Origin of the sequence: Paenibacillus sp. GCM10023250 (genome assembly GCF_042653205.1) — a bacterium.
Lineage (GTDB): Bacteria > Bacillota > Bacilli > Paenibacillales > Paenibacillaceae > Paenibacillus_Z.
In genome coordinates, this window is sequence record NZ_JBHSHY010000017.1 from 62,287 (window position 1) to 84,295 (window position 22,009).

Sequence of the window (22,009 nt, forward strand, 5' to 3'; positions counted from 1 at the left end):
GCTTCCCTGCGGCCATTCATTGCGGATCGCGCTGAGAACCTTACCCTTTCACGGCGCCGACGGTAATCCCTTGGATGAAGTACCGCTGCACGAATGGATAGAACAGGATGACCGGCCCGGTGGCGACGACGGCGGTGGCCATCTTCATCGACTCCAGCGGCATGTCGCGCAGGGGCACGTTGGACGCCGCGGAGGAGTTGCGGATGAAGTCCGCGCTCGTGATGACGTTGTACAGGAACAGCTGCAGCGGCCGGTACTTCATGTCCGGCGACAGGAATAGCATCGCGTTGTACCATTCGTTCCAGTAGCCGAGGGCGATGAACAGGCCGATCGTCGCCAGCGCCGGGGTCGCCATCGGCAGGATGAGGCGCAGGAAGATCGTGAAATCGCCGGCGCCGTCGATCTTGGCGGATTCTGTGATCGCGTGCGGGATCGACTTCGTGAAGCTCTTCATCATGATGATGAGGAACGGGCTCATGAGCCCCGGCAGCAGCACGGCCAAGTAATTGTCCCCGAGGCCGAGGTACTGCTTGACGAGCAGGTAGAACGGAACGATGCCGCCGGAGAAGAGCGTCGTGAAATAGATGAAGAACGAGATCGCGTTGCGCTGCTGGAAGTCCGGCCGCTGCAGGGCATAACCGGTCATCGCGACCAGGAACAGGCCGGCCGCCGTGCCGACGACCGTGATGAAGATCGTCACGCCGTAGGCGCCGAGGATGAGATCGGGATTCTCGAAGACGATCTTGTACGCGAACACCGAGAATTCCCGCGGCCATATATTGAAGCCGTGCTTCGCGATCGTGCCTTCGTTCGTGAAGGACGTGCCGAGCACGAGCAGGAACGGCAGCAGGCAGCATAGGGCGAATAACCCGATGAAAGCGTAACCAAAAGCTCTGACGAACAAGGACGCCGCATCGCTTCGGATGCGTCCGCGGGCAGCTTCAGCTTGCATGGTTCTCCCTCCTAGAACAGTGAATTATCCGGCGACGTCTTCTTCACCAGCCAATTGGCCGTGATGACGACGACAAACCCGAAGACGGACTGATACAGGCTGACCGCGCTGCCCATGGAGAAGTTGAAATTGTTCATGAGCGAGCGGAAGACGTACGTCTCGATAATATCCGTCGTCGAGTAGAGCGACGTGTTGTTCGCGCCGACCAGATTGTAGAAGAGGCCGAAGTTGCCGCGCAGCACGCCGCCGAGCGAGAACAGCAGCAGGATTATGAAGGTCGGCTTCAGCCACGGCAGCACGATGTACCGGATGCGCTGCAGCGCGTTGGCGCCGTCGATCTCGGCGGCTTCGACTACCTCGGAGTCGAGGCCCATGATCGCCGCGAAGTAGACGATGGAGCCGTACCCCGTGGACTGCCACAAAAACGTGACGATGATGATGACCGGCCAAATGTGCGGATTGGAGTACGTCTTCACGGGATCGGCGCCGAGCGACTTCAGGATCACGTTCAGGAGGCCGTAATCGTAGCTCAAAATGTTGTACGCGATGAGGCCGACGATGACGAACGAAATGAAGAACGGCAGAAACATGATCGTCTGCGACACTTTCTTGAACCATTTCTTGCGCAGCTCGTTCAATAGAATGGCCACGAAGATCTGCAGGAGATTGCCGAGCACGATGAACGCCAGGTTGTAGGCGATCGTGTTGACCGTCAGCCTCCACAGATCGCCCGTCATGACCAGAAACCGGAAGTTCTCGAAGGCCACGAACGGGCTCTTGAAGATCCCGTCCGTGTAGTTGTATTTAATGAAGGCCAAGTACAGGCCCGGCATCGGCAGGTACGCGAATATCGCGAAGAACAGCACCGCCGGGGCGCACATCAGGAGCAGCATCCGGTTGTTCCAAAACCGTTTCCAGCCGGCGCGGTCCGCCCGCGGGCGGACCGCCGCTTCGGACGCCGCTTCGGCCGCCGCCCTTGGCTGCGTGATCGTTTTCATCGCTTATCCCTCCTCGGTACGCTTCTTCGGCTCGCCGGCCGGCACGAACGTCAGCCGTTCCAACCTGCCCGGCTCGCCGGTCTCGACCGCTTCGAGCAGCAGCGTCAGGCGCGCGCCGCCCTCCCGCTCCCGCAGCCACGGTCCCGGCAAGTAGAACGACGTCTGGTCGCCGCCGCTGAATATCGGCCTGGGCGACGACGCGCCCCCGGCCGTCCACAGCCGGCCGACGATCGTCTCGCCGAGGAACGCCGTCAGCTTCAGTCCGCTGCCTGCGGCCCGCACCCGCCAGCCGCCCGGGACGCCGCCGGCTTCCTCCGGAAGCGCCCCGTACAGCCAGGCGACGCCGCCCGGCGCCAGCTCGACCGGGAGCTCCGCCGCCGCGGCGCCGGCCGCGAGCCGCTCCGCGTGCTCGAGCAGTCCCGCTTCCTCGCAGGAGGACAGCGTCCAGTCCCGCGACGCGTTCCCTTCATATAAGATCACGTCGCCGGCCGGCAGGCCCAGCACCCGTTCGAGGAAGACGGCGATGAGATTGTCTTCCCCGGGCCGCACGAATGCGGAGATGTCGACATACGGATCGAACGGATGCACCTGGCCGGCCGCAGCTCCATTGACATAGACATGGGCGATCGACCGTATTCCCTGGAAGTGCAGCGTGAACGCATCCGCCGTCCCATCCGCGGCGAAGCGCCGGCGGTAATATTCGAAGGCTGGATGGTCCGGCGACAGCCAGCCGCCGAAAGCGATGACCGGCCACGCGGCATCGTCGCAATCCGGGCCGAGCAGCTCCGGCAGCAGCGCGCGGTCCCCCATCCTGCGCACGCGCCAGTTGGACGTCAGGCGCCGCTTCGCGGTCACGGCCGTCAGGCCGCCCAGCCCTTTCAGGCTGTTCAGCCGCAGCCCGGGCAGCCGCGGATCGTCGAAATTGGTATGGCCCCAAATTTCGACCCGGGCCGTCAAGCGCTCACCGGTGCCGATGCGGACGGTCCCGCCAGCCGGGAGATACCGGCTGCCGCCGCCCGGCGCGCACGTGCCGACGTAGCCGGCCCCCGCGTAGAGCGAGACGACGTCGGCGCCGTGCCGCAGCAGCAAGCCCTCGGCGCGCCGGCCCTCGGGCACGCCGCTCGCGGCGCGGTACCAGGCGAAGCCGCGGTACACGCCATGGGCCTCGAGCGGCTCGGCCGCCGGCAGCGGCACCGCCGGCTCCGCGGCGAGCGGCTGCGCGGGCTCCGCATCGCGCCGCGTCCAGCCGACGCGCAGGTCGCGCGGCGCGTCGTCGTAATCGGCCGGCGGCTGGAAGCGCAAGCCGCCGTCGTCGCCGATGCCGGCCAGCAGCAGCGCGTCCTCGCGCGCCAGGCCGACCAGCGTCAGCCGGCGACCGCCGGCGAGGCCGAGCGTCGCCGACGCGGCTTGGCCGGGGACGGCCTCGAAGCGGAATACGAGCTCGCCGTCCATCGCCTGCACCGTCATGCAGGACGCCGACGCCGATGCCGCGGCTTCGGCCGCGAGCGCGTCCGCGGTGCTCGCCGCATCGGCAGCCGCGCCGCCCACCGCGCCGTTCGCGTCCGCCGCCGGCCCGGCTGCCCCGAGCGCCAGCGCGATCTCGCCCTCGTGTTCCGCGTGGAACACGAGCACGGTGCCGTCGGCGGAGCGGTGCGCGTCCGACAGCTCTGCCGTCGCGTAGCGGAGCGTGCCCGCCGGCACGCCCCAGCGCGCGAGCGGCACGCCGGCCGGCAGCATCGCGCAGCGCATCGGCGCGCTCCGGAGCCGCGACGCCCGCGGGATGCTCCGCGCGCCGCCGGCCGCGTCCGCCAGCCGGAGCGAGACGGCTTCCGCCTCGCCGCCGACGTTGGCGAGGAACAGCAGCGCCCCGCCGCCGGCCAGCCGCAGCGTCCGCTCCAGCAGCGCGCCGCCCGCCGGTTCGCCGGCGCGCCGCTCCAGGCCGGCAATCTCCGCCGCCGGCGCCGAAGCCGCTTCCGCGATCGCGTCGCCGTACGTCCGGATCACCCGGCGCAGCAGCCGGCCTTCCAGCGCTTCCGGGCGCAGATGACCCTCCGGCGAGATCATGCCGTGAAAATCGTAATCGGACGTCATGAACGCCAGCGGGTCTCCCCAATTGTTCGTGCCGTTCGTGAAGCCGAAGTTCGTGCCGGACGCCTGCAGGTACGGCCCGAGCAGCTTCGCGCCGCAGGAGAGCAGCCGCCGGAGCAGGAAGTGCGAGCGGTTGGTCTCCGTCACGAGCAGCGGCAGGTTCAGCCCGGCGAGCCGCCGTTCGTAGGACGCCGCCTTATTCTCGAACGTCGGGTCGCGGTCGTTCGGGTAGAAGTTGCATGTCGGCACGACGCCGTCGACCAGCCCCGACGCTTCGTACAGCCCGCCCTGTCCGGCGCACGCGATGAGCGGCACCGTGATGCCGCCGCCGAGAGCCAGGTTGCGAAGCGCCGCGATATAGGCTGCCGGATCCGGGCAGTCGTAGAAGTCGAGCTCGTTCTCGAGCTGCACGCAGAGGACTGTGCCGCCGCGGTTCGCCTCGTACCGGGCGAGCAGCGGGAGAATGCGGTCGTACCAGCGCTTGACGGCTTCCATGTACGCAGGGTCGGCGCTGCGGATGACCAGACCGGGCTTCGCGAACAGGTACGCGGGCAAGCCGCCGCCGTCCCATTCGGAGCAGATGTACGGGCCCGGCCGGGCGACGACCCAGAGGCCGGCTTCCGCGGCCTGCCGCAGGAAGTACTCCGCATCGCGCTCGCCGGCGAAGTCCCAGCGTCCTTCTTCAAGCTCGTGGTAGTTCCACGGGAAATACACGTCGATCGCGTTGTAGCCGCAGGCTTTGACCTGCTCCATCCGTTCGCGCCACTGCGCGCGGGGAAGGCGGAAATAAAAGAGCGATGCACAAAGCACAATTTCGGCCTGGCCGCCGATGCGCAGAGATGAAGCGCCGAGCTGCAGCGCCGTGTCGTGCGTCGTGTCCATGTTCATGCGGAATCCTCCCGAGGTTCGGCTTGAATGGCGTTTATGAAACCCGTTTCATAAATAGGAAAAAAAATACACGTCGACATACGGGATTAAACGAGAAGCGAACTTGCTCAATTCCGGTCATGCGCGTGTATCGGTGCGGTCGGCTGCGTGCGAGCCGTATGGTTGCTATGCGGTTAAGCCATGTTCCGGCGTTGAAGGAATGCTGCCGCGGCGGACGGATGACCGGCCGGGCCGGCGAGTCCGCAGCGTGATGGACGATGGTTGGTAAGATAAATGCGTGCTGCCGTGGATGGCGGTTGGATGCGGAAATTCGAAGCCGGGTCGGACGTTCGATGCGGCTGCGGCCCGTCTTCGACAAGAATGAAACCCATTTCATTCCGGGTCAAAAATGAAACCCGTTTCATCAGGGCCGCCTTGATTTGAAGTTTACCCGCAACATGACAGCGCTGTCAATGGGGCTGCCAGAAAAATTTACTGCCCTTATCGAGGCGCCGATGCCGTGCTCTCCCGCACGATGAGCTCCGGCTGAAGCGTCGTCAAGAGCTCGACGCTATCGGATTTGGAGATCAGCTTGTGCAGCACGCGGGCTGCCGTGCGGCCCAGCTCCACGCATCGAAGCGACAGCGTCGTCAGCTCGGGAATGAGGTTCGCCGCCATCGGCACGTCGTCGACGCCGGTGATGGACACGTCGCGCGGCACCTCGAGCCCGGCCTTCACCGCGGCTTTGATCGCGCCGATGCCGACCAGGTCGTTCGCGCAGACGACGGCGGTGGGGCGCCGGCCTTCGAGTCCGAGCAGCCGGTCCATCATCTCCTTCCCGCGGTTCACGGAGAAGCCGCCGTGGCTGATCCACTCCTCGCGCACAGGCAGACCCGCCCGTTCCATCGCCGTGCGGAACCCTTCCAGCCGGCGCGCCGTGTTGGACATTTGCGGATAGCCGCCGATGAAGGCGATGTCGCGATGGCCGAGGCCGATGAGATGCTCCGTCGCCCGCTCGACGCCGGCGATTTCGTCGACGACGACGCGATGGAACGCCGCGCCCGGCAGGTTGCCGTTGATCAGGACGATCGGCACGCGCTTGTTGATCTCGGCTACCTCCTTGGCCATCTCCTTGCCGCAGTGCAGCAGGTCGATGCGCCCGCCGATCATGATGATGCCGTCCACCTGCTTCTCGGTCAGGATGCCGAGGTACTGCGACTCGCGCCGATACTGGTCCTTGATGTCCTGGTTGGAGGAGCCGGTGTCGCAGAGGAAGAACGTATAGCCTGCCTTACGCGCCTCCTGCTCGAGCCCCGCGAGCACCTCGGGGAAGAACGGGTTCGTGATGTCGGGCAGGATGATGCCGATCATCCCGGTCGCCTTCTTGATCAGGCTGCGGGCGAGGGCGTTCGGCTGGAACTGGTACTTGTCGATGAGGCTCTGAATGCGCTGGCGGGTGGAGGCTTTTACGGGAGCGGTGTTGTTCAGCACGCGCGAAACCGTCGCGACGGAGACGTTGGCTTCTTTGGCGATGTCGTATACGGTTACCGTTTTCATCATGGTTTCTCCCTCTTGGCCTCCAAATGGAAAATCCGTCCTAAGCGGACGGTTTTCCACTAGCATAGCAGAGAGATTTCGCCGTTGTAAATGGCCGTTTGCGCACGCCGAAGAGGCCGTGCCCGCGAGCGATGCGCTCTGCCTGGCACGGCCGGGTTCGACCGGATTCGCGTTATTTCGCGGCCGGCGTTCTACAATATCCGCGTTGCGCCAGTGCTGCGGAAGACCGCCTCCGCCTCGCCGCCGCGGGTCAAGTCCGGCCCGCCGTTCGACGCGTCGCTGCCGATCTCGGCCGCGACGATGATCCCGCCGCGCGCGATCGCTTCCCGGCACGGCTCGACGTCGCCGCCCGGCACGCCGAGATCGTGCAGCGCGCTGTCCATGCTGTCGTCGTCGTCCAGGAACGCGGCGGCCGCCACGAACGAATTGCCGGGGTACGCCATGCCGCCGGTGAATGGGCCCGTCATCGTCAGCCCCGGCGAAGCCGCGATCGGCGCCACGACCCGCGGATCGTCCAACCCATGCTGATCCGCCGCTTGCCTCGTGTCCGTCAGGTCCTGCAGCTCGTCCGCGTCGACGTCCGTCTCGTTCTCGATCCGGCGCGTATTCTCCCGGTTCTTCGCGATGACCGTCAGGTCCGTCTTGACGAAGCCCGCCTGCTCCAGCGCCTGAATGGCCAGGATGGCGTCGTTCGGGGTATCGTAAATCGCGATTTTGTAGCTCATGTCCATCGCCTCCAATATTTGATCGGGTAAGCTTGGTATACCCTGTTTGCGCAGGATTCAATCGGTTACACTAGAACATATTTCTACCCGGCCGCTTCTTGTTTCAGCGGCGGTCCGCCAGGGTAATCATCCCATAACGAGAGGCAAATCCATGTACAGGAGCGTCGTGACGATGAAGCAAACCGATAAACTGTTCGTACGAACCGAAAACCAAACAGACAGGTGTACCGTCTATATTGGCGGCGAGCTCGATTTGGAATCCGCCGTGCACATGAGAGCCGTCATGTCGCGGCTGATCGAGCTGGACGACCGCGAGCTCGTGCTGAATTTGCGCGAGCTCCGCTACGTCGACAGCACCGGCATCGGCATCCTGGTCTCCGTCCTGAAGGCACGCCACGCGAAGGACGCGCCGTTCGCCGTGGAAGCCGTGCCGCCGCATATCCGTAAGCTGTTCGACATGACCGGCATTACGCCGTTCCTTCTCAAACAAGCCTAATTCGCCCTCGGAGGCGAACCAGCAGAAAGGAAAGAGACCAACATGAACGTAAAGGAAGAGGTCATTACTTTACAGGTGCCCGCATCCGCGGAATATATCGATTTGGTGCGGCTGACCCTGTACGGACTAGCGGTCAAAATGGGGTTCTCCTACGAGGAGATCGAGGACATGAAGGTCGCCGTGTCGGAGGCCTGCAACAACGCGGTGCTGTACGCGTACGGCGACTTGAGCGCGGGCGAGGCGGCCCAGGCGCCGATGCCAGCGCCGCGGATCGAGGTGAGGCTCGTGAAGCGCGACGATGCGCTGTCGATCGTCGTGAAGGACGACGGGCGGAGCTTCGACGCGGCCGCCGCGGCGCGCCGGGCGCAGCCGGTGAACGGCAAGTCGATCGACGAACTGCAAGCCGGGGGATTGGGACTGTATCTGATGCAAGCGCTGATGGACGACGTCGAAGTGAACAGCAACATGGGAACGGAAGTGGTACTGACCAAGCGATTAGTCAAGAGCGGTGAACTGTGATGAGCCCGCAGCCGGCCAAGCAATCGACCGTCACCGGCGCCGAACTCATCATCGCTTATCAGGACAGCCCCACCAACGAAATCGCCGCACAGCTGATCGAGCATTATGAGCCCATGGTTCGGATGGCGGCCGGTAAAATCTCCCGCAACCGCCCCGACCTATACGAGGACCTCATGCAAGTGGGCCAAATCGCGCTGCTGCGTCTGTTCGGCCAATTCGACAGCTCGCTCGGCGTGCAGTTCGAGCCCTATGCCATGAAGAGCATCATCGGCCACATGAAAAATTATTTGCGCGACAAGTCCTGGTACGTCCAGGTGCCGCGCCGGATCAAGGAGAAGGGCATCGCCGTGCAGCAGGCCATCGACGAGCTGACCGTCAAGCTGGAACGCTCGCCGAAGGTCGAGGAAATCGCCGCGCAGATGGCCCTGTCCGTCGAGGAAACGACGGAGATCCTCGCCGGACGCGACCTGTACCACTACGTGTCGCTCGATACGCCGATCTCCGAGGAAGACAACGCGACGTCGCTCGGCGACCTGCTCGGCTCCCCGGACGACGACTTCGAGAACGTCGACCGGCGGCTCGATCTGCAGGCCGCCATGGCCCAGCTGAAGCCCCAGGAGCAGCGGGTGCTGATGCTCGCCTACTCCGAAGGGCTGCCGCAGCGCCATATCGCGGATCAGCTCGGCATCTCGCAGATGAGCATCTCCCGCATCCAGCGGCGCGCCATCGACAAGCTGAAGGCGCTGCTGGGCGAGCAGCGCGAGGATTGACGGCCGCCCGCCGCGAAGCACGCCGCCCCCGGCAACGCCGGGGCCGGACGTGCTTCTTTTGCGTCCCGGCGAATGCGCCCCATGCGGCCGAATGGTCGCATTTTGCCGCCTGCGAGTTGTGCTTGCCGGCGAATTCGCGTTATGATGGAACTAATCGGTTCGAGCACGTACGGACAAGCAGGAGGCCCCGACCATGATGCATCGGTTGCTGCAATTTCCATATGAATGGGAATGGCACATGCTGCACGCCAAACGACCGGCCGTCTCCGGTCTGAGCCGCAGGAAGAAAGACGGCGCCCGCCATGCCGAGGCGCAGCGGGAAGATCGCGCCGCCTTCGCGGACGAGGCCGAGCTGGACGTCCGGCAGGCGCACCCGGAGTACGCTTCTTGGCTGCAGGACGTGGAAGGCTGCGAGCACAATCAAATATCGGTATCCGAGCTGCCGGGGGGCGAGCCCGTCCTGCAGGGCACGCTCATGTTCCAGGCGTCGGAGGATAACGGCGACATCCAGCCCCTCCACTTCCGGGTCACGCGCGGCAAGCTGGTGACGTACCAGCACGACATGCGCCTGTCCCTTCGGCTGCAGCTCGATCCGTGGAACGAGAAGCTGCACCGCTGCCGGACCGCCCCGGAAGCGCTGTTCGTCATGCTCGGCAGCATTCTGGAGACGTTCCACGCCGGCCTCGACCGGTTCGAGACGCGGCTCGGCGAGCTGGAGCTCCGCATGAGCCGCCATAACAAGACGGGCCTCATGAACGTCATTTTCGAGCGCCGCTACGAGCTGCTGCACTGGAGCCACCTGTTCATTCCGATGAAGGAGATTCAAGGCGCCGCCAAGGAAGCGTTCCTGGAGGAGCTGACGGATCAGGAGGAATTCAAGCGGATGGAGCTCCGAATGGATCGGGTGCAGAACCTGCTCAACCACTACGCGATGGAGATCGACACGCTGCTCATGATGGACGACGCCATCTCGAACTTCCGGGGCAACGATATCATGAAGACGCTCACGATCTTCACCGCCCTGTTCATGCCCGCCACGGTCATCGGCGCCGTCTGGGGGATGAATTTCGACCAAATCCCGTGGGCTCAGGAACGCTGGGGCTTCATCACCGTCAGCGGCGTCATCGTCGTCACCACGCTGCTCATCTACTGGTGGCTGTGGCGCAAAGGCTGGACGGGCGACCTGCTGAACGGCCGATCGCGGGGCGACATCGTCAGCGCGTCGCGGCTCGAACCTTCCGAGGCCGACCGGATCGAACGGGCGGCCGGCGGAGACGAGCCGATGCTGCCGCGCCGAAGCCGGGCGCCGGTCCGGACGAAGACGACCGTGACGACGCCGGATGGAGGCGGCGAGGATCCCCCGCCGCTCCCGTCGCGATCAAGCCGTTAGCCCGAGCCCGAGCCGCGCTGCCCGCAGGCCGCTACCGGCGCGGCCGACCAGGCAGGTCCCTCACCGCGCTGCCGATCTGGCCGGCTGCCTCGCCGGAGACGATGAATCACATACACAAATCAAACAGGGAGCTTCCCGGTCCAATCCGTTTCTACGGTTGGCCTTGGAAGCTCCCTCTTTGTGATGCCGATTGCTGTCGGTGCATCCGCCCCGCCCCGCCCCGTCTCGCGAAGATGTCAGGCATAGCCGGCATTTACATGCTTCCGGCACACCTTTGCTAGACGCTCATGCCAAGCGTCTATTTGATGTCCACCACGACCAGACAGCGGTCGTCGGACGCCGCTTCCCGCTGCTCGCCGCCGAACAGCGCTTCCTCCAGCGCCTGGACCGGCGTTCCGCCGCCGAACGGCCGCAGCAGCTCCGTCAAGCTCGCCTCGCGTTCTTCCTCGTAATCGCTGCCGACCAGATCGTACAGGCCGTCCGTGAACAGCAGGATCCGGTCGCCGGGCCGAATCTCCAGCGCGTGCTTCTCCGTCGCGATCTCGTCGAACAAGCCGATCGCCGCCCCGCCCAGCTTGAAATGCTCGATGCTGCCGTCGGCCCGGATGACCAGCCCCGGGGGATGGCCCCCGTTGACGTACTCCAGCACGCCCCTGCTCAAGTCCACGACCATGTACAGCCCCGTAAAATAATATTGGATCAGCTGGTCCGCGAACTGCAGCTGCTGCGAGCGGCGGTTCAGCTCGCGCACGACCCGCTTCGGCTCCACCTGCTTCGTCATCGCGTCCTTCAGCACGGACGCGATGAACATGCTCGCGAGCGACGAGCTGATCCCGTGGCCCATCGCGTCGATGACGGCGATGCCGTACCGGCTGTCGTCGATCCGGTGCCAGGCGTACAGGTCGCCGGACAGCTCCTCCGACGGCCGATAGACCGCGTCGATCGCCACACCCTCGTCGTCCACCGGCTGCGGCAGCGCCGCGTACTGCACCTCCCGCGCCAGCTGCAGCTCTTCTCTCACCCGGCGGTCGCGCTCGCGGTGCCAGTCCTTCTCTTCCTTCAAGCGCAGCGCGACGCGAATGCGCGCCAGCAGCTCGATCCGGTTGATCGGCTTCGTCACGTAGTCGATCGCGCCGGCGTCGAGCGCCTCGGCCAGCTTCTTGGAATCGCCGATCGCCGTGACCATGATGATCGGAATATCCTTCAGCCGCGGCGACTCCTGGATGCGCGCGCAAACCGCGATGCCGTCCACGCCGGGCATCATGAGATCGAGCAAGATCAAATCGATGCCGTGGTTATCGTCCCCCGGCTTGCCCTCGGGCTCCTTGCCGCCCGCGTCCAAGCCGAGCATGCCGAACAGCTCCATGCCGCTTGCCGCCGTCCGAATGTCGGAATAGCCCGCCCGCTTCAGCATCTCCTTGACCACCGTGATGTTCATCGGATTATCGTCCACGACGGCAATGCGCATGTTCCACCGCCTTGCGCCGCCGTCCCGTCCCGTCAATTTGTTCATGACTTCAGCAATGCCCCCACGCTATGAAATTCCGTGCACGCCTCGTTCCTGCCGTACCTCGCCGAGCGTTCTTCTTCATTACCCCCGTTCCCGGGCCTTGAAACGGGAATTCGCCTACGAAGGGCGAGCGCCTAAGCACGCCGGCCCAGCTCCTCATACAATGTGATATACGATGAAGGGGGAGCAGATCCATGACCACCAAGAGCACGATGGACTTGCGAACGGCCATCTACCTGGCAGCGGTGTGCAATCAAACGTACGTACAGTACGACAACGATGGACCGTTCCTGACGCCGAATGGCTATTCCCTCGTCGGATCGTTCAGTGCGGCCTCGTACACCGGAAACGAAGAGCCGTTCGGTTTCGTGCTGGAATCCGACCGAGCCGTCATCCTGGCTTTTCGCGGCACCCGATCGCCGACGGACTGGATTACGGATATGATCGCGCAGCAAGTGGCCTTCAAGCTGGTCGGCAAAAGCTGCATGACGCACCGCGGGTTCACCGAGGTTTACCTGTCGGCGCGGGACGCGATCTTCAAGCTGCTCGACCAAACCGGCAAACATAAGCCGTTGTTCGTGACCGGTCACAGCCTCGGAGGCGCGCTGGCCACGCTGGCGTCGGCCGATATCGCCGTCAACCGCAAACCGGCCAGCCTGATTACCTACACGTTCGGCGCGCCCAGGGTCGGCGACCCGAGCTTCGTGCGTCGATACAACGCCTCCGTGCCCGTCTCGTACCGGATCCAGAACGAATTCGACGTCGTGCCGCACCTGCCGCCGCTGGTCTATACGTCGCCGAAGACGGATAAGACCTATTATTACCTGCATCTCAAAGAGGAAGTAAAACGGAGCTTCCGGAACGGATCCATCGGCAACAATCACATCATCGGCAGCTATTTCGCCGATTTGGCCAAGGACGCGCCAGACTTTGCGGCCACGATCTGCTCGGGACCGCCGGGCTGGTGTCCGCTGAAGTAGCGCCGGACGAGAGAGAGACGCAGGCTCGCGCCGCGAGCCGGTTTGCAGCCTTCGCGTCTTAAGGGCGGCGCAGCGAAGGCGCGCAGCGTGGCGCCTTGCGGTGTTCCGCGCCGTTAGCCGTTCCAAGAAGCGGTCGTTCCCGCGAACGGTCCTCAGCGTTAGCGGACATGCTACGGCTGGCGCAGCAGCATGTCGATCCGCTGGCGTTCGGCCTTCGGCAGCCCCTTGAAGACGAGCTCGTAGGAGTGCCGGATCATCGCGAACACGTCATCGAGCGGGAGGGAGCCGTCGACTGTGATGGAATTCCAGTGCTTCTTGTTCAAGTGGTAGCCCGGCTTCACCGCCGCGTGCTGCTCGCGCAGATTTTCGGCAATGACGGGATCGCATTTCAGCGACACGACGTTGTCCGCGATGATCGCGAACATTTTGCCGCCGACCTTCATGACGAGCGGCTCCGGGCCGAACGGGTAGTCCTTCTCCGCGCATTTCAGGGACAAGCAGTAATCGACGATTGGCTGCATCCGCGCCACCCCCTTACAGCTGGGTATAGCCAGCGAATGCCGCGGCTTGTCCGTAATAGGCGCGAGAATCGTCGCGCGGATTCCAGAAGGCCGCCCGCTCGATGCGGCCCTCCGTCTCCAATAGCGGTTTGCCCGTCAGCCGGCGATAACTGTCCAGCACAATCCGCGCATGGCGTTCGCCGACGCCGATACCCATACTACTTCGCATCATGTCCGTTTCCCCCTTATCGATAAAAAAACTGAAGGCGGCGATCGCCCTCAGTTTTCGGTGACTCGTTATACGCCCATTTTCTTGCGCTGGTTGTTGACCTTCTTCGTGTTCTGGCTCTTCATCGTCTGCTGGTTGCCGCCGGGACCGAATTTTTGCTTGCCGCCGTTCGCCTGCTCCTGCTTCTTCTGCGCGAGCTTCTGCTTCACGGCATCCGCCAGGGAAATCTTCTTCGGTTGATCCAACGATTGCTCCTGCGATTCCGGCGTCGTTTGGTTGTCGGACATTGAAATCACCTCGCCTGATTGTACTACTCGTATTGTATCGCGTTTTCGCCTTGCTTTCCAGTATCCAGGCGCAGATTCGCACCCGTTTCCCGCAGCCCCTCGCCGCTTATTCGCGCAGCGCCTCGTTCAGCCGCGTGGAGCGCAGCTCCTTGTCGCCGCCGCGAAGCAGCCCGCGCAGCCGGACGACCTCCCGCTGCAGCCGCCGCTTGTCTTCGCGCAGCGCCTCGATCTCCGCGAGTGCGGCCGCGAGCCGCTCCTCCGCCGAAGCGGCCGGCCCCGCCGGCCCGTTTGGTTCCGTCATCGCCCGCACCTCCCTTTCGTTCGCCCGCGCACGGTTCGTCCTCCCATTGTAGCGCGAAGGACGGCGCTTTGTAAAAGAAGCTGGGACAAGGGGGACGGCGACGAAAGGGAGTCGAGGGGAAACGAGGGGCGGAGCACCCTTGCCGGCTCATCCCGATTTGTCGAATTGGATGCCGTTTATCCTCGGGCGTCCTGCCGCCGATCGACAAATTCTCGCACCATTTGCAGCTATTCGACCCGCATCCAAAGCATAGCGGCCGTCCCCGCGTTGTACAAGCGTAACAAATCCCCCTATAATATTCGTTAGATAAACTAGAAACGCCCGCATGCCGCGGCAAGCAGGGCTGTAGCAAAACCTGGGAGGCAAGGAACCCCTTGAGAAAAACCGTACTGATTCCCGTCGTCGTTCTCGGCCTCGCGCTCGGGACAGCCGTCATCGCAACCCGAACGACCTACTTGCAACCTGCGTACGACCGCTTCTTCGGGGACGCCACGGCCGGCAGCGCCGGCGAAGCCGCGTCCGGCTCCGGCACGAAGCCGAACGGAGGCGCAGGGCAAACGGCCGGCGCACCGGCGAACGGAAACCCGCCCACGCAGCCTGCGTCGATCGCCGGCCGTTCGGAATTCCAGCAGTTCCTGTACGACAACGCGGCCTCGCGCACGACGGTGACGCGAGGCGGCACCGCCTTCGTCACGAACCCGACCAGCGTGCTCGTGCTCGTCAACAAGAAGCGCGAGCTCGATCCCGGCTACGTGCCGCCCGATCTCGTGAAAGCGCCGGTCGAGTTCTCCTTCTCCGGCGACAACCCGAAGCAGCAGATGCGCAAAGTCGCCGCCGAAGCGCTCGGCAAGCTGTTCGCCGGCGCGAAGCAGGACGGTGTCGAGCTGAAGGCCGTGTCCGGCTACCGTTCGTACGCCTCGCAGAAGTCCATCTTCAACGCCTACGCGAAGACGCACGGCGAAGAAGAGGCCAACACCTTCAGCGCCCATCCCGGCCAAAGCGAGCATCAGACCGGCCTCGCCATGGACGTCTCCAGCGCAAGCGTCCATTACGGCCTCGAGGAGAGCTACGGCGAGACCAAGGAGGGCAAGTGGCTGAAGGAACATGCCGCGGAGTACGGCTTTATCATCCGCTTCGAGCAAGGCAAGGAGCAGGAGACCGGCTATATGTACGAGCCCTGGCACGTCCGGTACGTCGGTGTCTCCGTCGCGAAGGACATTCACAAGCTCGGGCTGACGCTGGAAGCCTACCTGGCCCGGTTCTAAGCGGCGGCCGGCGGGCGTCATACCCCAAAAAGACTGTCCTGCTTGGTCATATTCCCGTAAGTAGACATTCTTGAAAGCGGTGGATGTTGTCATCATAGATGTACTCCTCCACCGCTTGCGTTTATTTATACACGGCTTCCTTCGTGTCTTTATTGAGCTGCCGTGACCCGTTAGAGCAATGAAACGCCGTGAACGCCTTAAAACGTGCGCCCTACTCTGTTCGACTGACCAGTGAACGGTTATTGACCGTTGAGGTAAACGTAAGAAGGATCAGTACCAATGCAAAAGAGAACGTTCCCAGCCACATCGCGCCGGTTACATTGGTCGTATCGACCACCAAACCGCCTATCAAAGCTCCCAAACTGACAGACAATTGATAAATCCCCACATAGATCGGACTCATGGCTTCTATCGCATTCCCAGCGGTTGAATAAACCAATAGTTGCAGACCTAAGGGAGCCATTCCCCAGGCGATCGCCCAAATAATGAAAGCAATGATTGAAATTACAACGTTATCTTCAAACAGTGAAATGCCCAGTAGTGAAATAAGGAAAATAATAACGGTCCCCACCAGCAATCCCTTGAGGCTGCGTCCGGCTATGAAACCAGCGGCAAAATTGCTTAGGAAAGAAACAAGCCCGTAGACTAGCAGTATCGCACTGAGCAGATCCGGGCCGATTTCAGTCGCTTTTTGGAAAAACGGCGTTACATACGTGTAGGCTGCAAATTGACCACCCACAGTGAGAATCGCAATAACAAAGACCGTTAGTACTTTCCTTATTTTCATAAGCTCTAAGAAGTCTTTTCCACGAACTCCCTGATCCATCGGAATTCTTGGAAGTAAAATGAGTTGGATGATGAAAACAGCAATCGCAAGTAAGCATCCTACAACGAAAACGATTCTCAAATCAAAATGTGTGGCCATAAAAGACGCTAATGGAACACTTATGACCGTTCCGATCCCAAATCCTCCGAGAACAATCGAGGTAGCTTTTGCGATCTTCTCTTGCGGAACTAACTTTGCTTGAGCAGTCATAGCCACAGCCCAGAATCCTCCAACGCTTATTCCTAGGATAATTCGCGCAATGACTAGCACAAAGAAATGGGTTGCAATCATTGAAAACACATTCGATACAATAAGAAGCAACGACAAGCCGAGCACCACTACCCGCCGATCCAGGCGTCCGATAGCTATCGTAAGAATCGGTCCCGCAATGGCCGCCAGTATCGAAGTGGACGTTACCGTAATACCAGCAGTACCCTCCGATACATCAAAACTTAGGCTGATTTCATAAAGAAGACCGACTGGCAAAAACTCCGCAAGAGAAATAGAGAACGCACCTAACGCAATTGCAATAATAGCAAGCCATGGATTCCTATTCTTCATCCCCAATATCAAGCATCTCCCAATTATATATATTTTGCATGATGGAAACCGGGGCTTACCGACCCCGGTCGTCACCTTCCGGCGGTCTTCGTCTATTGGACGGATGCCGGGGTTCAAGTGAACCTCGGCATCCGCTCCATCCGGCAACAGGGACAAACCATATCCATGAAGGCATCAATACTTACGTATTCATACGACAAAAGGCTTAACCGTCGTGATATGCCGTACATAATCTTTGCTGCTTTGCGCCAAGCGCGATAAGTCCAACGTGTTGTACGCAAAGTGAGGCAGGTACACGGCGCTGATATAATTGGCAAGTGCTCGGACGGGAACCAATATTTCTTCCAGCGTGAAGCGATTGGAACCGGTCGGTTGATACGCATCCTCAGGCGCGCCATACGAGAACGCGACCCCGATTTCTTTGCCGGCCGTTTTCGTTCCCTCGGGCCCGTATGCCCAGTTGTACAGCAGCACGGCTTCGAACCATTTTTTCAGCAGCGGCGGCGCGCTGTACCAGTATAGCGGATATTGGAAAATAATCCGGTCATGCGCTAGGACTAACTGTTGCTCCCGATTAACGTCGATAATCTCGTTCGGATATTCTTTATACAATTCATGAATCGTGATCTCATCATGTTTTTTCAATTCGTTCACCCATGCCTGATTCCAAACAGACGATTCGATATTCGGGTGGGTAACAATGACGAGTAATTTCATGTGATCGCTCCATTCATCTAGTAAGTTTGAGTGTTAGAACTTCTATATCGTTCATCTTCGACGTTCCCGTCGTTAACGTGCAGCCCGTTTAAGCCGTGCGTCGCGGCGGAGCACCTTCCAGGCGCGAACAAATCGCTTCAGCCGCTTGAACTTACGCTGCAAATTCTGTACCTACCGATAGGTACGGAATGGCGCCGATAACTCTCCATTCCTCCCTTCATGATCATTTATTTTGTACCTACCGTTCGGTACAGAATGATCATAACAAACACGCTTCATACGCGCAATGGAAATAAACGGAAGCAATGAGGCTCTCATGAGAGCCTATATTGCGCGCGAATGCACGCGATGGCGTTGGTGAGAAAGCCGACCTCTTTTTGACTCTTCTTAAGCAAAATGGCGCCTTCGATCATCGATACGATGGCTCGCGCATGCTGTTTGGCATCGATGTCCGACGTTAAATGTCCCCGTTCTTTCAGCTCACTCAGCGCGCCTTCAATCGATGAAATCCAACGATCAAATATATAGTGGACCTTTAGCCTGAAGGTCTCGTCGTGTTCGCTCATCTCGATGGCAAGATTACCCGCGGGACAACCCGACTCTTCGTCCGTATGGATGGTCAATGTCCTGTCCAGCATTTTATTCAGTTTCACGACGGGATCAAGATCGGCTGCGAATATGCCTTCAAATACATCCCTTTCCCATTCCTTGACCAGATCATCGACGACGGCCAGACCGAGGTCGCGCTTGGATGAAAAGTAGTGATAGAACTGGCCTTTTCCGATGTGAGCCCCGTCCAAGATGTCGCTGATCGACGTAGCTTGGTAGCCCTTATAATAAATGATGCTTCTGGAAACCTTAATAATCTCTTGGAGTTTCAACATTTCGACACGCCCCTTGCGTTTACTTTTGCCCGTGCTCAATATCGCTCAATATCCGCCTAACCAGTTGAGTTGGAACGGTGACAACATGAATTTTATCACAGATTGCATAAAACGGATAATGGTAGAGGCGAGTCATTCCAGGGTAGTATTCCCAACGGTGGCTATGTTTATGACGAGCGGACGGGGAAGGACAGACTAGCTTCTTGTCTTGGCGGAGTCCTTACGTTTGTCGCCTGGCCGTGCCGCGATGACATCAGAAATCAGCATTGCCGCAACCCAGTCCTGGCAAGGAAAACGGGGCCTTATGGCCCCGTTAAAATGTTATCTCACGGCGGCGCTCAGCCGCGGGAGCGGCGCTGCCTCGCGGCCGCTACGGCCGCTGCGCTTCGATCCAGGCGACGCGCTTCGCCTGGGCGTTCTGCAGCGCGGCATCCGCGACCGCGAATTCCGACTGCAGCCGGTTTACGACGGCGCGGACCTCGCTGATCGCCCGCAGCGTCTGGTTCTGCGCCTCCTGGATCCGCTTCTGTACGATCCAGTCCGTAATGAGGCCGTCGAACCAATAATCCCCGAACTTGAGCAAGCCGCTGATGTCGATCCCGGCGTCCACGGTCCGGTCCAGGTCCGCCAGCTCGTCGCGGAAGCTCCGCATCAGATGGTTGGCGTTATTCATGGACACCTTCGCGGCGTCGACGTGCTCGTGCTTCATGTGCGTGCTGATGATTCCGCCGCCGCCCCACAGGTCCCAATTGCCCCAGCCCTCGGCTTTATCCAGGCTGTGCGAGGCATCCTCCAGCGACGTCATCACGCGCCGTCCGGCCGTGAGCGCCTCCTTCAGCTCCTTCGCCGCGATCGACCGGTCGGCAATATCTGCCTCCATCTCGGCCAGCTCGGCGGCGTATGCCGATGTCCGCAGCAGCGCTTCCTTCTCGGCCAGCAGCCGGGCGTACTCGACCTCAGCGTTCGCGCAGGCCGCGAGCTCGTCGCCGGTGTCCACGATGCCGGCCTTCAGCTGCGCCTCCGCCTGTCTGGCCTCCTGCAGGTTCAGCGCGGCGGCCAGCGCCTGCTGGCGTTCCAGCTCCAGCTGCTCTTCTTTGCTTCGCAGCAGCGTGTGGAACAGGTTCGCGAGCGACATCCGCGTCAGCTTCTCCACGTCCGCCTGCTCCGCCTCCAGCTTCATTTCCAGCTCAATGATCTGCTTCTCCTTTTCCCGCAGCCGGCTGCGCAGCTGTTCCTGCCGCCGCTGCGCCTTCTCCAGCCGGTGCATCCGTTCCTTCGCCTCCGCCAATCGGTCCGGTCCGTATTCCACCATCGCCCATCGCTCCTCTCGTATCGCTCGCTGTATATACGCGGGAGCGGCCGCGCGGATGCGGCTCCGGTTAAAAAATATATCGACCGTCTGTTCTTACGAATTAAAGGAGAAATTTGAATCATGGCGAAGCATCATTTACCTAATTGGGAAATGAAGGGAGAAGATCGGGAATGGGAGGAACCAACCGAAAAACCGCGCATCAAGCGGGCCTGAGAACGGTGTGCAGGGAGTCGGAATGGGAGCTTCGCTACGACATGGAGTCCAGGGTTTGGCGGGGAAACCTGAACTATATCGGCATCGTTTTGCATGAATCGTGGCGCGTCGAGTACCACAGTCACGATCATTTCGAACTCTGCTATGTCGCCTCCGGCAGCGGATGGTTCTCGATCGACGGGTCCTTTTTCCGCGTAAGCAAGGGTGATTTGTTCCTGACGAAGCCCGGTGAATGCCATCAAGGCGCGGCATCGAGGGATACGGCATTTCGGCTTTACTTCCTCGGTTTTAACTTCGACCAGCTGTCGGGATTGGTGTTCGATTATTACAGGCTGGACATGAATAGAGCGAAGAAGGACGAGCACCAGATCGTGAAGCAGGCCGGCGACCGCATTATGCAGGAGCTGCGTAGCGCGGAGCCGCGCTGGGAGGAGATGGTGCACGGCATCATGGTGCAGCTGCTCGTCTCCGTACTGCGCATCTTTCAATCCGACCAGCAGACCAGAGAAGTCGGGGCGCAGAGGGATCAGCCATTATGGAATATGCTGGACGTGCTGGACTACTTGCATGCCGAAGTGCATGCAGGCCATACGATCGAGGGGATTGCGGAGAAGTTCCATATCAGCCGCACCCACCTGGCACGGGAATTTAAACGCCGTATCGGCATTCCGCTTGGAGAATACGTGCGCAACCAGTGCTTGGACAAAGCGAAGCATGATCTTAAGGAAACGAACGAAACGGTCTCGACCATCGCGGAAAAGCTGCGCTTCCCTTCGATCCATTCCTTCAGCTTATTTTTTAAACGGCATACGGGACTGTCCCCGCAAGCCTTTCGCACGATAGCGACCGCTTCCCGACATGGAGCGAAACGTTAAATTTATGGACCGGAAGTTAAAAGACAATGTTAAATGACAAGCTTTATAATGACAACTGTAACAGCATACAACACGGTATATAGCAGACCATTGCGAACCGTAGGGCAAGTTTAAGGTGTGACTCATTTTCAATGGAACCGCTTCCAATTAAAATGTTCCATCTCATCCGCAACATCTATCCGTATGCCGAAACCGAAAGGAGAGCCGATATGCCAAGCACTAACGCCGCAGCAACCTCCGTGCCTGAGCGCGCGCCTAAGCGCCTGACACGCTTCGCGGACGTGAAGAAAAAGCTGAAGAAGAGCGCCGTCCTTTATATCATCATTGCGCCCGTCGTCATCTATTTTGCCATCTGGGCTTACTGGCCCATGTACGGCGTGCAGATCGCGTTCAAGAACTTTTTGCCCGGCGTCGGCATCTGGAGCAGCCCATGGGTCGGCATCAATCATTTCGAACGGTTGTTTAACTCTTATTACTTCGGCCCTATCGTACGCAATACGATCGCCATCTCGCTATATAGCATTTTGATCGGTATTCCGACCCCTATTATTCTAGCGCTTATGTTTAACGAATTGCGCAGCAAACGGTTCAAGACGATCGCTCAGACGATCTCGTATGCGCCCCATTTCATATCGGTCGTCGTGGCCGTCGGTATGCTCTTGTTCTTCCTTTCACCGACAAACGGCGTCATTAACGGCATAATCGAGCTATTCGGGGGAACGCCGAAGAACTTCCTTGCGCAGCCCGGCAGCTTCTGGAGCATCTTCGTATGGTCCGGCACCTGGCAGGGGATCGGCTGGGCGTCGCTGATATATACCGCGGCCATGTCGGGTATCTCGCCCGACCAATATGAGGCCGCTTATATCGACGGTGCGAGCAAGTTCCGCCGGATCTGGCACATCACGCTGCCAGGCATAGCACCAACAATCGTCATTTTGTCCATCCTGAGCGTAGGCGGCATTATGAGCGTCGGCCACGAGAAGATTTTGCTGCTGCAGAACGGCTTGAACCTGGAAACGTCCGAGGTTATTTCCACCTACGTGTACAAATCCGGTATCCAGAACGCGCAGTACAGCTTCTCGGCAGCGATCGGGCTGTTCAACAACGTCATCAATTTCGCAATCCTGCTGCTTGTCAATTCGGTTGCCCGCAGAATTAACGAGACGAGCCTTTGGTAAAGGCGCTTA

At 60.7% G+C, this 22,009-nt stretch carries 22 protein-coding genes; 8 read left to right on the forward strand and 14 right to left on the reverse strand.

Features of this window, described 5'->3' with window-relative positions; genetic code table 11:
* Positions 1-40 precede the first annotated feature (40 nt).
* The 5 genes from ACFPB1_RS15045 to ACFPB1_RS15065 form a co-directional block, all read right to left on the reverse strand.
* Positions 41-952: a carbohydrate ABC transporter permease gene (locus ACFPB1_RS15045; protein ID WP_379226666.1), complete on the reverse strand. Its 912-nt coding sequence runs from the start codon at positions 950-952 to the stop codon at positions 41-43.
* Between the two features lie 11 nt (positions 953-963).
* The gene (locus ACFPB1_RS15050; protein WP_379226668.1) at positions 964-1,950 is read right to left on the reverse strand and encodes an ABC transporter permease; all 987 of its coding nucleotides are present in this window, start codon (positions 1,948-1,950) and stop codon (positions 964-966) included.
* 3 nt (positions 1,951-1,953) lie between these two features.
* Positions 1,954-4,926, reverse strand: coding sequence for a beta-galactosidase (locus ACFPB1_RS15055; RefSeq protein WP_379226669.1), 2,973 nt, complete (start codon positions 4,924-4,926; stop codon positions 1,954-1,956).
* Between the two features lie 480 nt (positions 4,927-5,406).
* Entirely contained in the window at positions 5,407-6,462 is a 1,056-nt protein-coding gene (locus ACFPB1_RS15060) for a LacI family DNA-binding transcriptional regulator (RefSeq protein ID WP_379226756.1), read from the reverse strand.
* A 191-nt stretch (positions 6,463-6,653) separates the two neighbouring features.
* Positions 6,654-7,187 (reverse strand): general stress protein, encoded by a 534-nt coding sequence (locus tag ACFPB1_RS15065; RefSeq protein WP_379226671.1) that lies wholly within the window; start codon positions 7,185-7,187, stop codon positions 6,654-6,656.
* A gap of 172 nt (positions 7,188-7,359) precedes the next feature.
* Here ACFPB1_RS15065 and ACFPB1_RS15070 point away from each other — a divergent pair, with 172 nt between their 5' ends.
* The 4 genes from ACFPB1_RS15070 (at position 7,360) to ACFPB1_RS15085 (ending at position 10,362) form a co-directional block, all read left to right on the forward strand.
* On the forward strand, positions 7,360-7,683 hold the full coding sequence (locus ACFPB1_RS15070; protein ID WP_379226673.1) for an STAS domain-containing protein: 324 nt from the start codon (positions 7,360-7,362) through the stop codon (positions 7,681-7,683).
* 42 nt (positions 7,684-7,725) lie between these two features.
* Positions 7,726-8,202 (forward strand): anti-sigma B factor RsbW, encoded by a 477-nt coding sequence (gene rsbW / locus ACFPB1_RS15075; RefSeq protein WP_379226676.1) that lies wholly within the window; start codon positions 7,726-7,728, stop codon positions 8,200-8,202.
* Positions 8,202-8,972 (forward strand): sigma-70 family RNA polymerase sigma factor, encoded by a 771-nt coding sequence (locus ACFPB1_RS15080; RefSeq protein WP_379226758.1) that lies wholly within the window; start codon positions 8,202-8,204, stop codon positions 8,970-8,972. Before rsbW ends, ACFPB1_RS15080 begins: the two co-directional genes overlap by 1 nt.
* Before the next feature lie 193 nt (positions 8,973-9,165).
* Positions 9,166-10,362, forward strand: a complete 1,197-nt coding sequence (locus ACFPB1_RS15085) for a magnesium transporter CorA family protein (RefSeq protein ID WP_379226678.1) — start codon at positions 9,166-9,168, stop codon at positions 10,360-10,362.
* Positions 10,363-10,660: 298 nt separating this feature from the next.
* Here ACFPB1_RS15085 and ACFPB1_RS15090 read toward each other — a convergent pair whose 3' ends face one another.
* Positions 10,661-11,830, reverse strand: coding sequence for a PP2C family protein-serine/threonine phosphatase (locus ACFPB1_RS15090; protein ID WP_379226760.1), 1,170 nt, complete (start codon positions 11,828-11,830; stop codon positions 10,661-10,663).
* A 236-nt stretch (positions 11,831-12,066) separates the two neighbouring features.
* Between ACFPB1_RS15090 and ACFPB1_RS15095 the strand changes: the two genes are divergently transcribed.
* Positions 12,067-12,852 carry a lipase family protein gene (locus tag ACFPB1_RS15095; RefSeq protein ID WP_379226680.1) on the forward strand — a complete coding sequence of 262 codons (786 nt, stop codon included), beginning with the start codon at positions 12,067-12,069 and terminating at the stop codon, positions 12,850-12,852.
* Between the two features lie 170 nt (positions 12,853-13,022).
* Here ACFPB1_RS15095 and ACFPB1_RS15100 read toward each other — a convergent pair whose 3' ends face one another.
* The 4 genes from ACFPB1_RS15100 to ACFPB1_RS15115 form a co-directional block, all read right to left on the reverse strand.
* Entirely contained in the window at positions 13,023-13,373 is a 351-nt protein-coding gene (locus ACFPB1_RS15100) for an MmcQ/YjbR family DNA-binding protein (RefSeq protein WP_379226682.1), read from the reverse strand.
* A 13-nt stretch (positions 13,374-13,386) separates the two neighbouring features.
* Positions 13,387-13,584, reverse strand: a complete 198-nt coding sequence (locus ACFPB1_RS15105) for a hypothetical protein (protein ID WP_379226684.1) — start codon at positions 13,582-13,584, stop codon at positions 13,387-13,389.
* Positions 13,585-13,649: 65 nt separating this feature from the next.
* On the reverse strand, positions 13,650-13,868 hold the full coding sequence (locus ACFPB1_RS15110; RefSeq protein WP_379226686.1) for a hypothetical protein: 219 nt from the start codon (positions 13,866-13,868) through the stop codon (positions 13,650-13,652).
* Positions 13,869-13,974: 106 nt separating this feature from the next.
* Positions 13,975-14,169 (reverse strand): hypothetical protein, encoded by a 195-nt coding sequence (locus ACFPB1_RS15115; protein ID WP_379226688.1) that lies wholly within the window; start codon positions 14,167-14,169, stop codon positions 13,975-13,977.
* 374 nt (positions 14,170-14,543) lie between these two features.
* Here ACFPB1_RS15115 and ACFPB1_RS15120 point away from each other — a divergent pair, with 374 nt between their 5' ends.
* Positions 14,544-15,434 carry a M15 family metallopeptidase gene (locus ACFPB1_RS15120; protein ID WP_379226690.1) on the forward strand — a complete coding sequence of 297 codons (891 nt, stop codon included), beginning with the start codon at positions 14,544-14,546 and terminating at the stop codon, positions 15,432-15,434.
* A 211-nt stretch (positions 15,435-15,645) separates the two neighbouring features.
* Here the strand turns inward: ACFPB1_RS15120 and ACFPB1_RS15125 are convergent, their stop codons facing one another.
* The 4 genes from ACFPB1_RS15125 to ACFPB1_RS15140 all read right to left on the reverse strand — a co-directional run bounded on the left by ACFPB1_RS15125 (position 15,646) and on the right by ACFPB1_RS15140 (position 19,734).
* The gene (locus ACFPB1_RS15125; protein ID WP_379226761.1) at positions 15,646-16,821 is read right to left on the reverse strand and encodes an MFS transporter; all 1,176 of its coding nucleotides are present in this window, start codon (positions 16,819-16,821) and stop codon (positions 15,646-15,648) included.
* Positions 16,822-17,010: 189 nt separating this feature from the next.
* Complete coding sequence (locus tag ACFPB1_RS15130) at positions 17,011-17,538, reverse strand: NAD(P)H-dependent oxidoreductase (RefSeq protein ID WP_379226692.1); 528 nt, start codon at positions 17,536-17,538, stop codon at positions 17,011-17,013.
* Between the two features lie 314 nt (positions 17,539-17,852).
* The gene (locus ACFPB1_RS15135; RefSeq protein ID WP_379226694.1) at positions 17,853-18,422 is read right to left on the reverse strand and encodes a TetR/AcrR family transcriptional regulator; all 570 of its coding nucleotides are present in this window, start codon (positions 18,420-18,422) and stop codon (positions 17,853-17,855) included.
* A 370-nt stretch (positions 18,423-18,792) separates the two neighbouring features.
* A complete protein-coding gene (locus ACFPB1_RS15140) occupies positions 18,793-19,734 on the reverse strand; it encodes a hypothetical protein (protein ID WP_379226696.1) in 942 nt (313 codons plus the stop codon).
* A gap of 170 nt (positions 19,735-19,904) precedes the next feature.
* Between ACFPB1_RS15140 and ACFPB1_RS15145 the strand changes: the two genes are divergently transcribed.
* Together ACFPB1_RS15145 and ACFPB1_RS15150 are read left to right on the forward strand one after the other, a co-directional pair.
* Positions 19,905-20,822, forward strand: a complete 918-nt coding sequence (locus tag ACFPB1_RS15145) for an AraC family transcriptional regulator (protein WP_379226698.1) — start codon at positions 19,905-19,907, stop codon at positions 20,820-20,822.
* A gap of 209 nt (positions 20,823-21,031) precedes the next feature.
* On the forward strand, positions 21,032-22,000 hold the full coding sequence (locus ACFPB1_RS15150; protein WP_379226700.1) for an ABC transporter permease: 969 nt from the start codon (positions 21,032-21,034) through the stop codon (positions 21,998-22,000).
* The last annotated feature ends 9 nt before the right edge of the window (positions 22,001-22,009 follow it).

Excerpts from the sequence above, each read along its gene's own strand:
- ACFPB1_RS15045 (WP_379226666.1), bottom strand. The coding sequence starts at position 952 with ATGCAAGCTGAAGCTGCCCGCGGACGCATCCGAAGCGATGCGGCGTCC.
- ACFPB1_RS15050 (WP_379226668.1), bottom strand. The coding sequence starts at position 1,950 with ATGAAAACGATCACGCAGCCAAGGGCGGCGGCCGAAGCGGCGTCCGAA.
- ACFPB1_RS15055 (WP_379226669.1), bottom strand. The coding sequence starts at position 4,926 with ATGAACATGGACACGACGCACGACACGGCGCTGCAGCTCGGCGCTTCA.
- ACFPB1_RS15060 (WP_379226756.1), bottom strand. The coding sequence starts at position 6,462 with ATGAAAACGGTAACCGTATACGACATCGCCAAAGAAGCCAACGTCTCC.
- ACFPB1_RS15065 (WP_379226671.1), bottom strand. The coding sequence starts at position 7,187 with ATGAGCTACAAAATCGCGATTTACGATACCCCGAACGACGCCATCCTG.
- ACFPB1_RS15070 (WP_379226673.1), top strand. The coding sequence starts at position 7,360 with ATGAAGCAAACCGATAAACTGTTCGTACGAACCGAAAACCAAACAGAC.
- rsbW (WP_379226676.1), top strand. The coding sequence starts at position 7,726 with ATGAACGTAAAGGAAGAGGTCATTACTTTACAGGTGCCCGCATCCGCG.
- ACFPB1_RS15080 (WP_379226758.1), top strand. The coding sequence starts at position 8,202 with ATGAGCCCGCAGCCGGCCAAGCAATCGACCGTCACCGGCGCCGAACTC.
- ACFPB1_RS15085 (WP_379226678.1), top strand. The coding sequence starts at position 9,166 with ATGATGCATCGGTTGCTGCAATTTCCATATGAATGGGAATGGCACATG.
- ACFPB1_RS15090 (WP_379226760.1), bottom strand. The coding sequence starts at position 11,830 with ATGCGCATTGCCGTCGTGGACGATAATCCGATGAACATCACGGTGGTC.
- ACFPB1_RS15095 (WP_379226680.1), top strand. The coding sequence starts at position 12,067 with ATGACCACCAAGAGCACGATGGACTTGCGAACGGCCATCTACCTGGCA.
- ACFPB1_RS15100 (WP_379226682.1), bottom strand. The coding sequence starts at position 13,373 with ATGCAGCCAATCGTCGATTACTGCTTGTCCCTGAAATGCGCGGAGAAG.
- ACFPB1_RS15105 (WP_379226684.1), bottom strand. The coding sequence starts at position 13,584 with ATGATGCGAAGTAGTATGGGTATCGGCGTCGGCGAACGCCATGCGCGG.
- ACFPB1_RS15110 (WP_379226686.1), bottom strand. The coding sequence starts at position 13,868 with ATGTCCGACAACCAAACGACGCCGGAATCGCAGGAGCAATCGTTGGAT.
- ACFPB1_RS15115 (WP_379226688.1), bottom strand. The coding sequence starts at position 14,169 with ATGACGGAACCAAACGGGCCGGCGGGGCCGGCCGCTTCGGCGGAGGAG.
- ACFPB1_RS15125 (WP_379226761.1), bottom strand. The coding sequence starts at position 16,821 with ATGAAGAATAGGAATCCATGGCTTGCTATTATTGCAATTGCGTTAGGT.
- ACFPB1_RS15130 (WP_379226692.1), bottom strand. The coding sequence starts at position 17,538 with ATGAAATTACTCGTCATTGTTACCCACCCGAATATCGAATCGTCTGTT.
- ACFPB1_RS15135 (WP_379226694.1), bottom strand. The coding sequence starts at position 18,422 with ATGTTGAAACTCCAAGAGATTATTAAGGTTTCCAGAAGCATCATTTAT.
- ACFPB1_RS15140 (WP_379226696.1), bottom strand. The coding sequence starts at position 19,734 with ATGGTGGAATACGGACCGGACCGATTGGCGGAGGCGAAGGAACGGATG.
- ACFPB1_RS15145 (WP_379226698.1), top strand. The coding sequence starts at position 19,905 with ATGGGAGGAACCAACCGAAAAACCGCGCATCAAGCGGGCCTGAGAACG.
- ACFPB1_RS15150 (WP_379226700.1), top strand. The coding sequence starts at position 21,032 with ATGCCAAGCACTAACGCCGCAGCAACCTCCGTGCCTGAGCGCGCGCCT.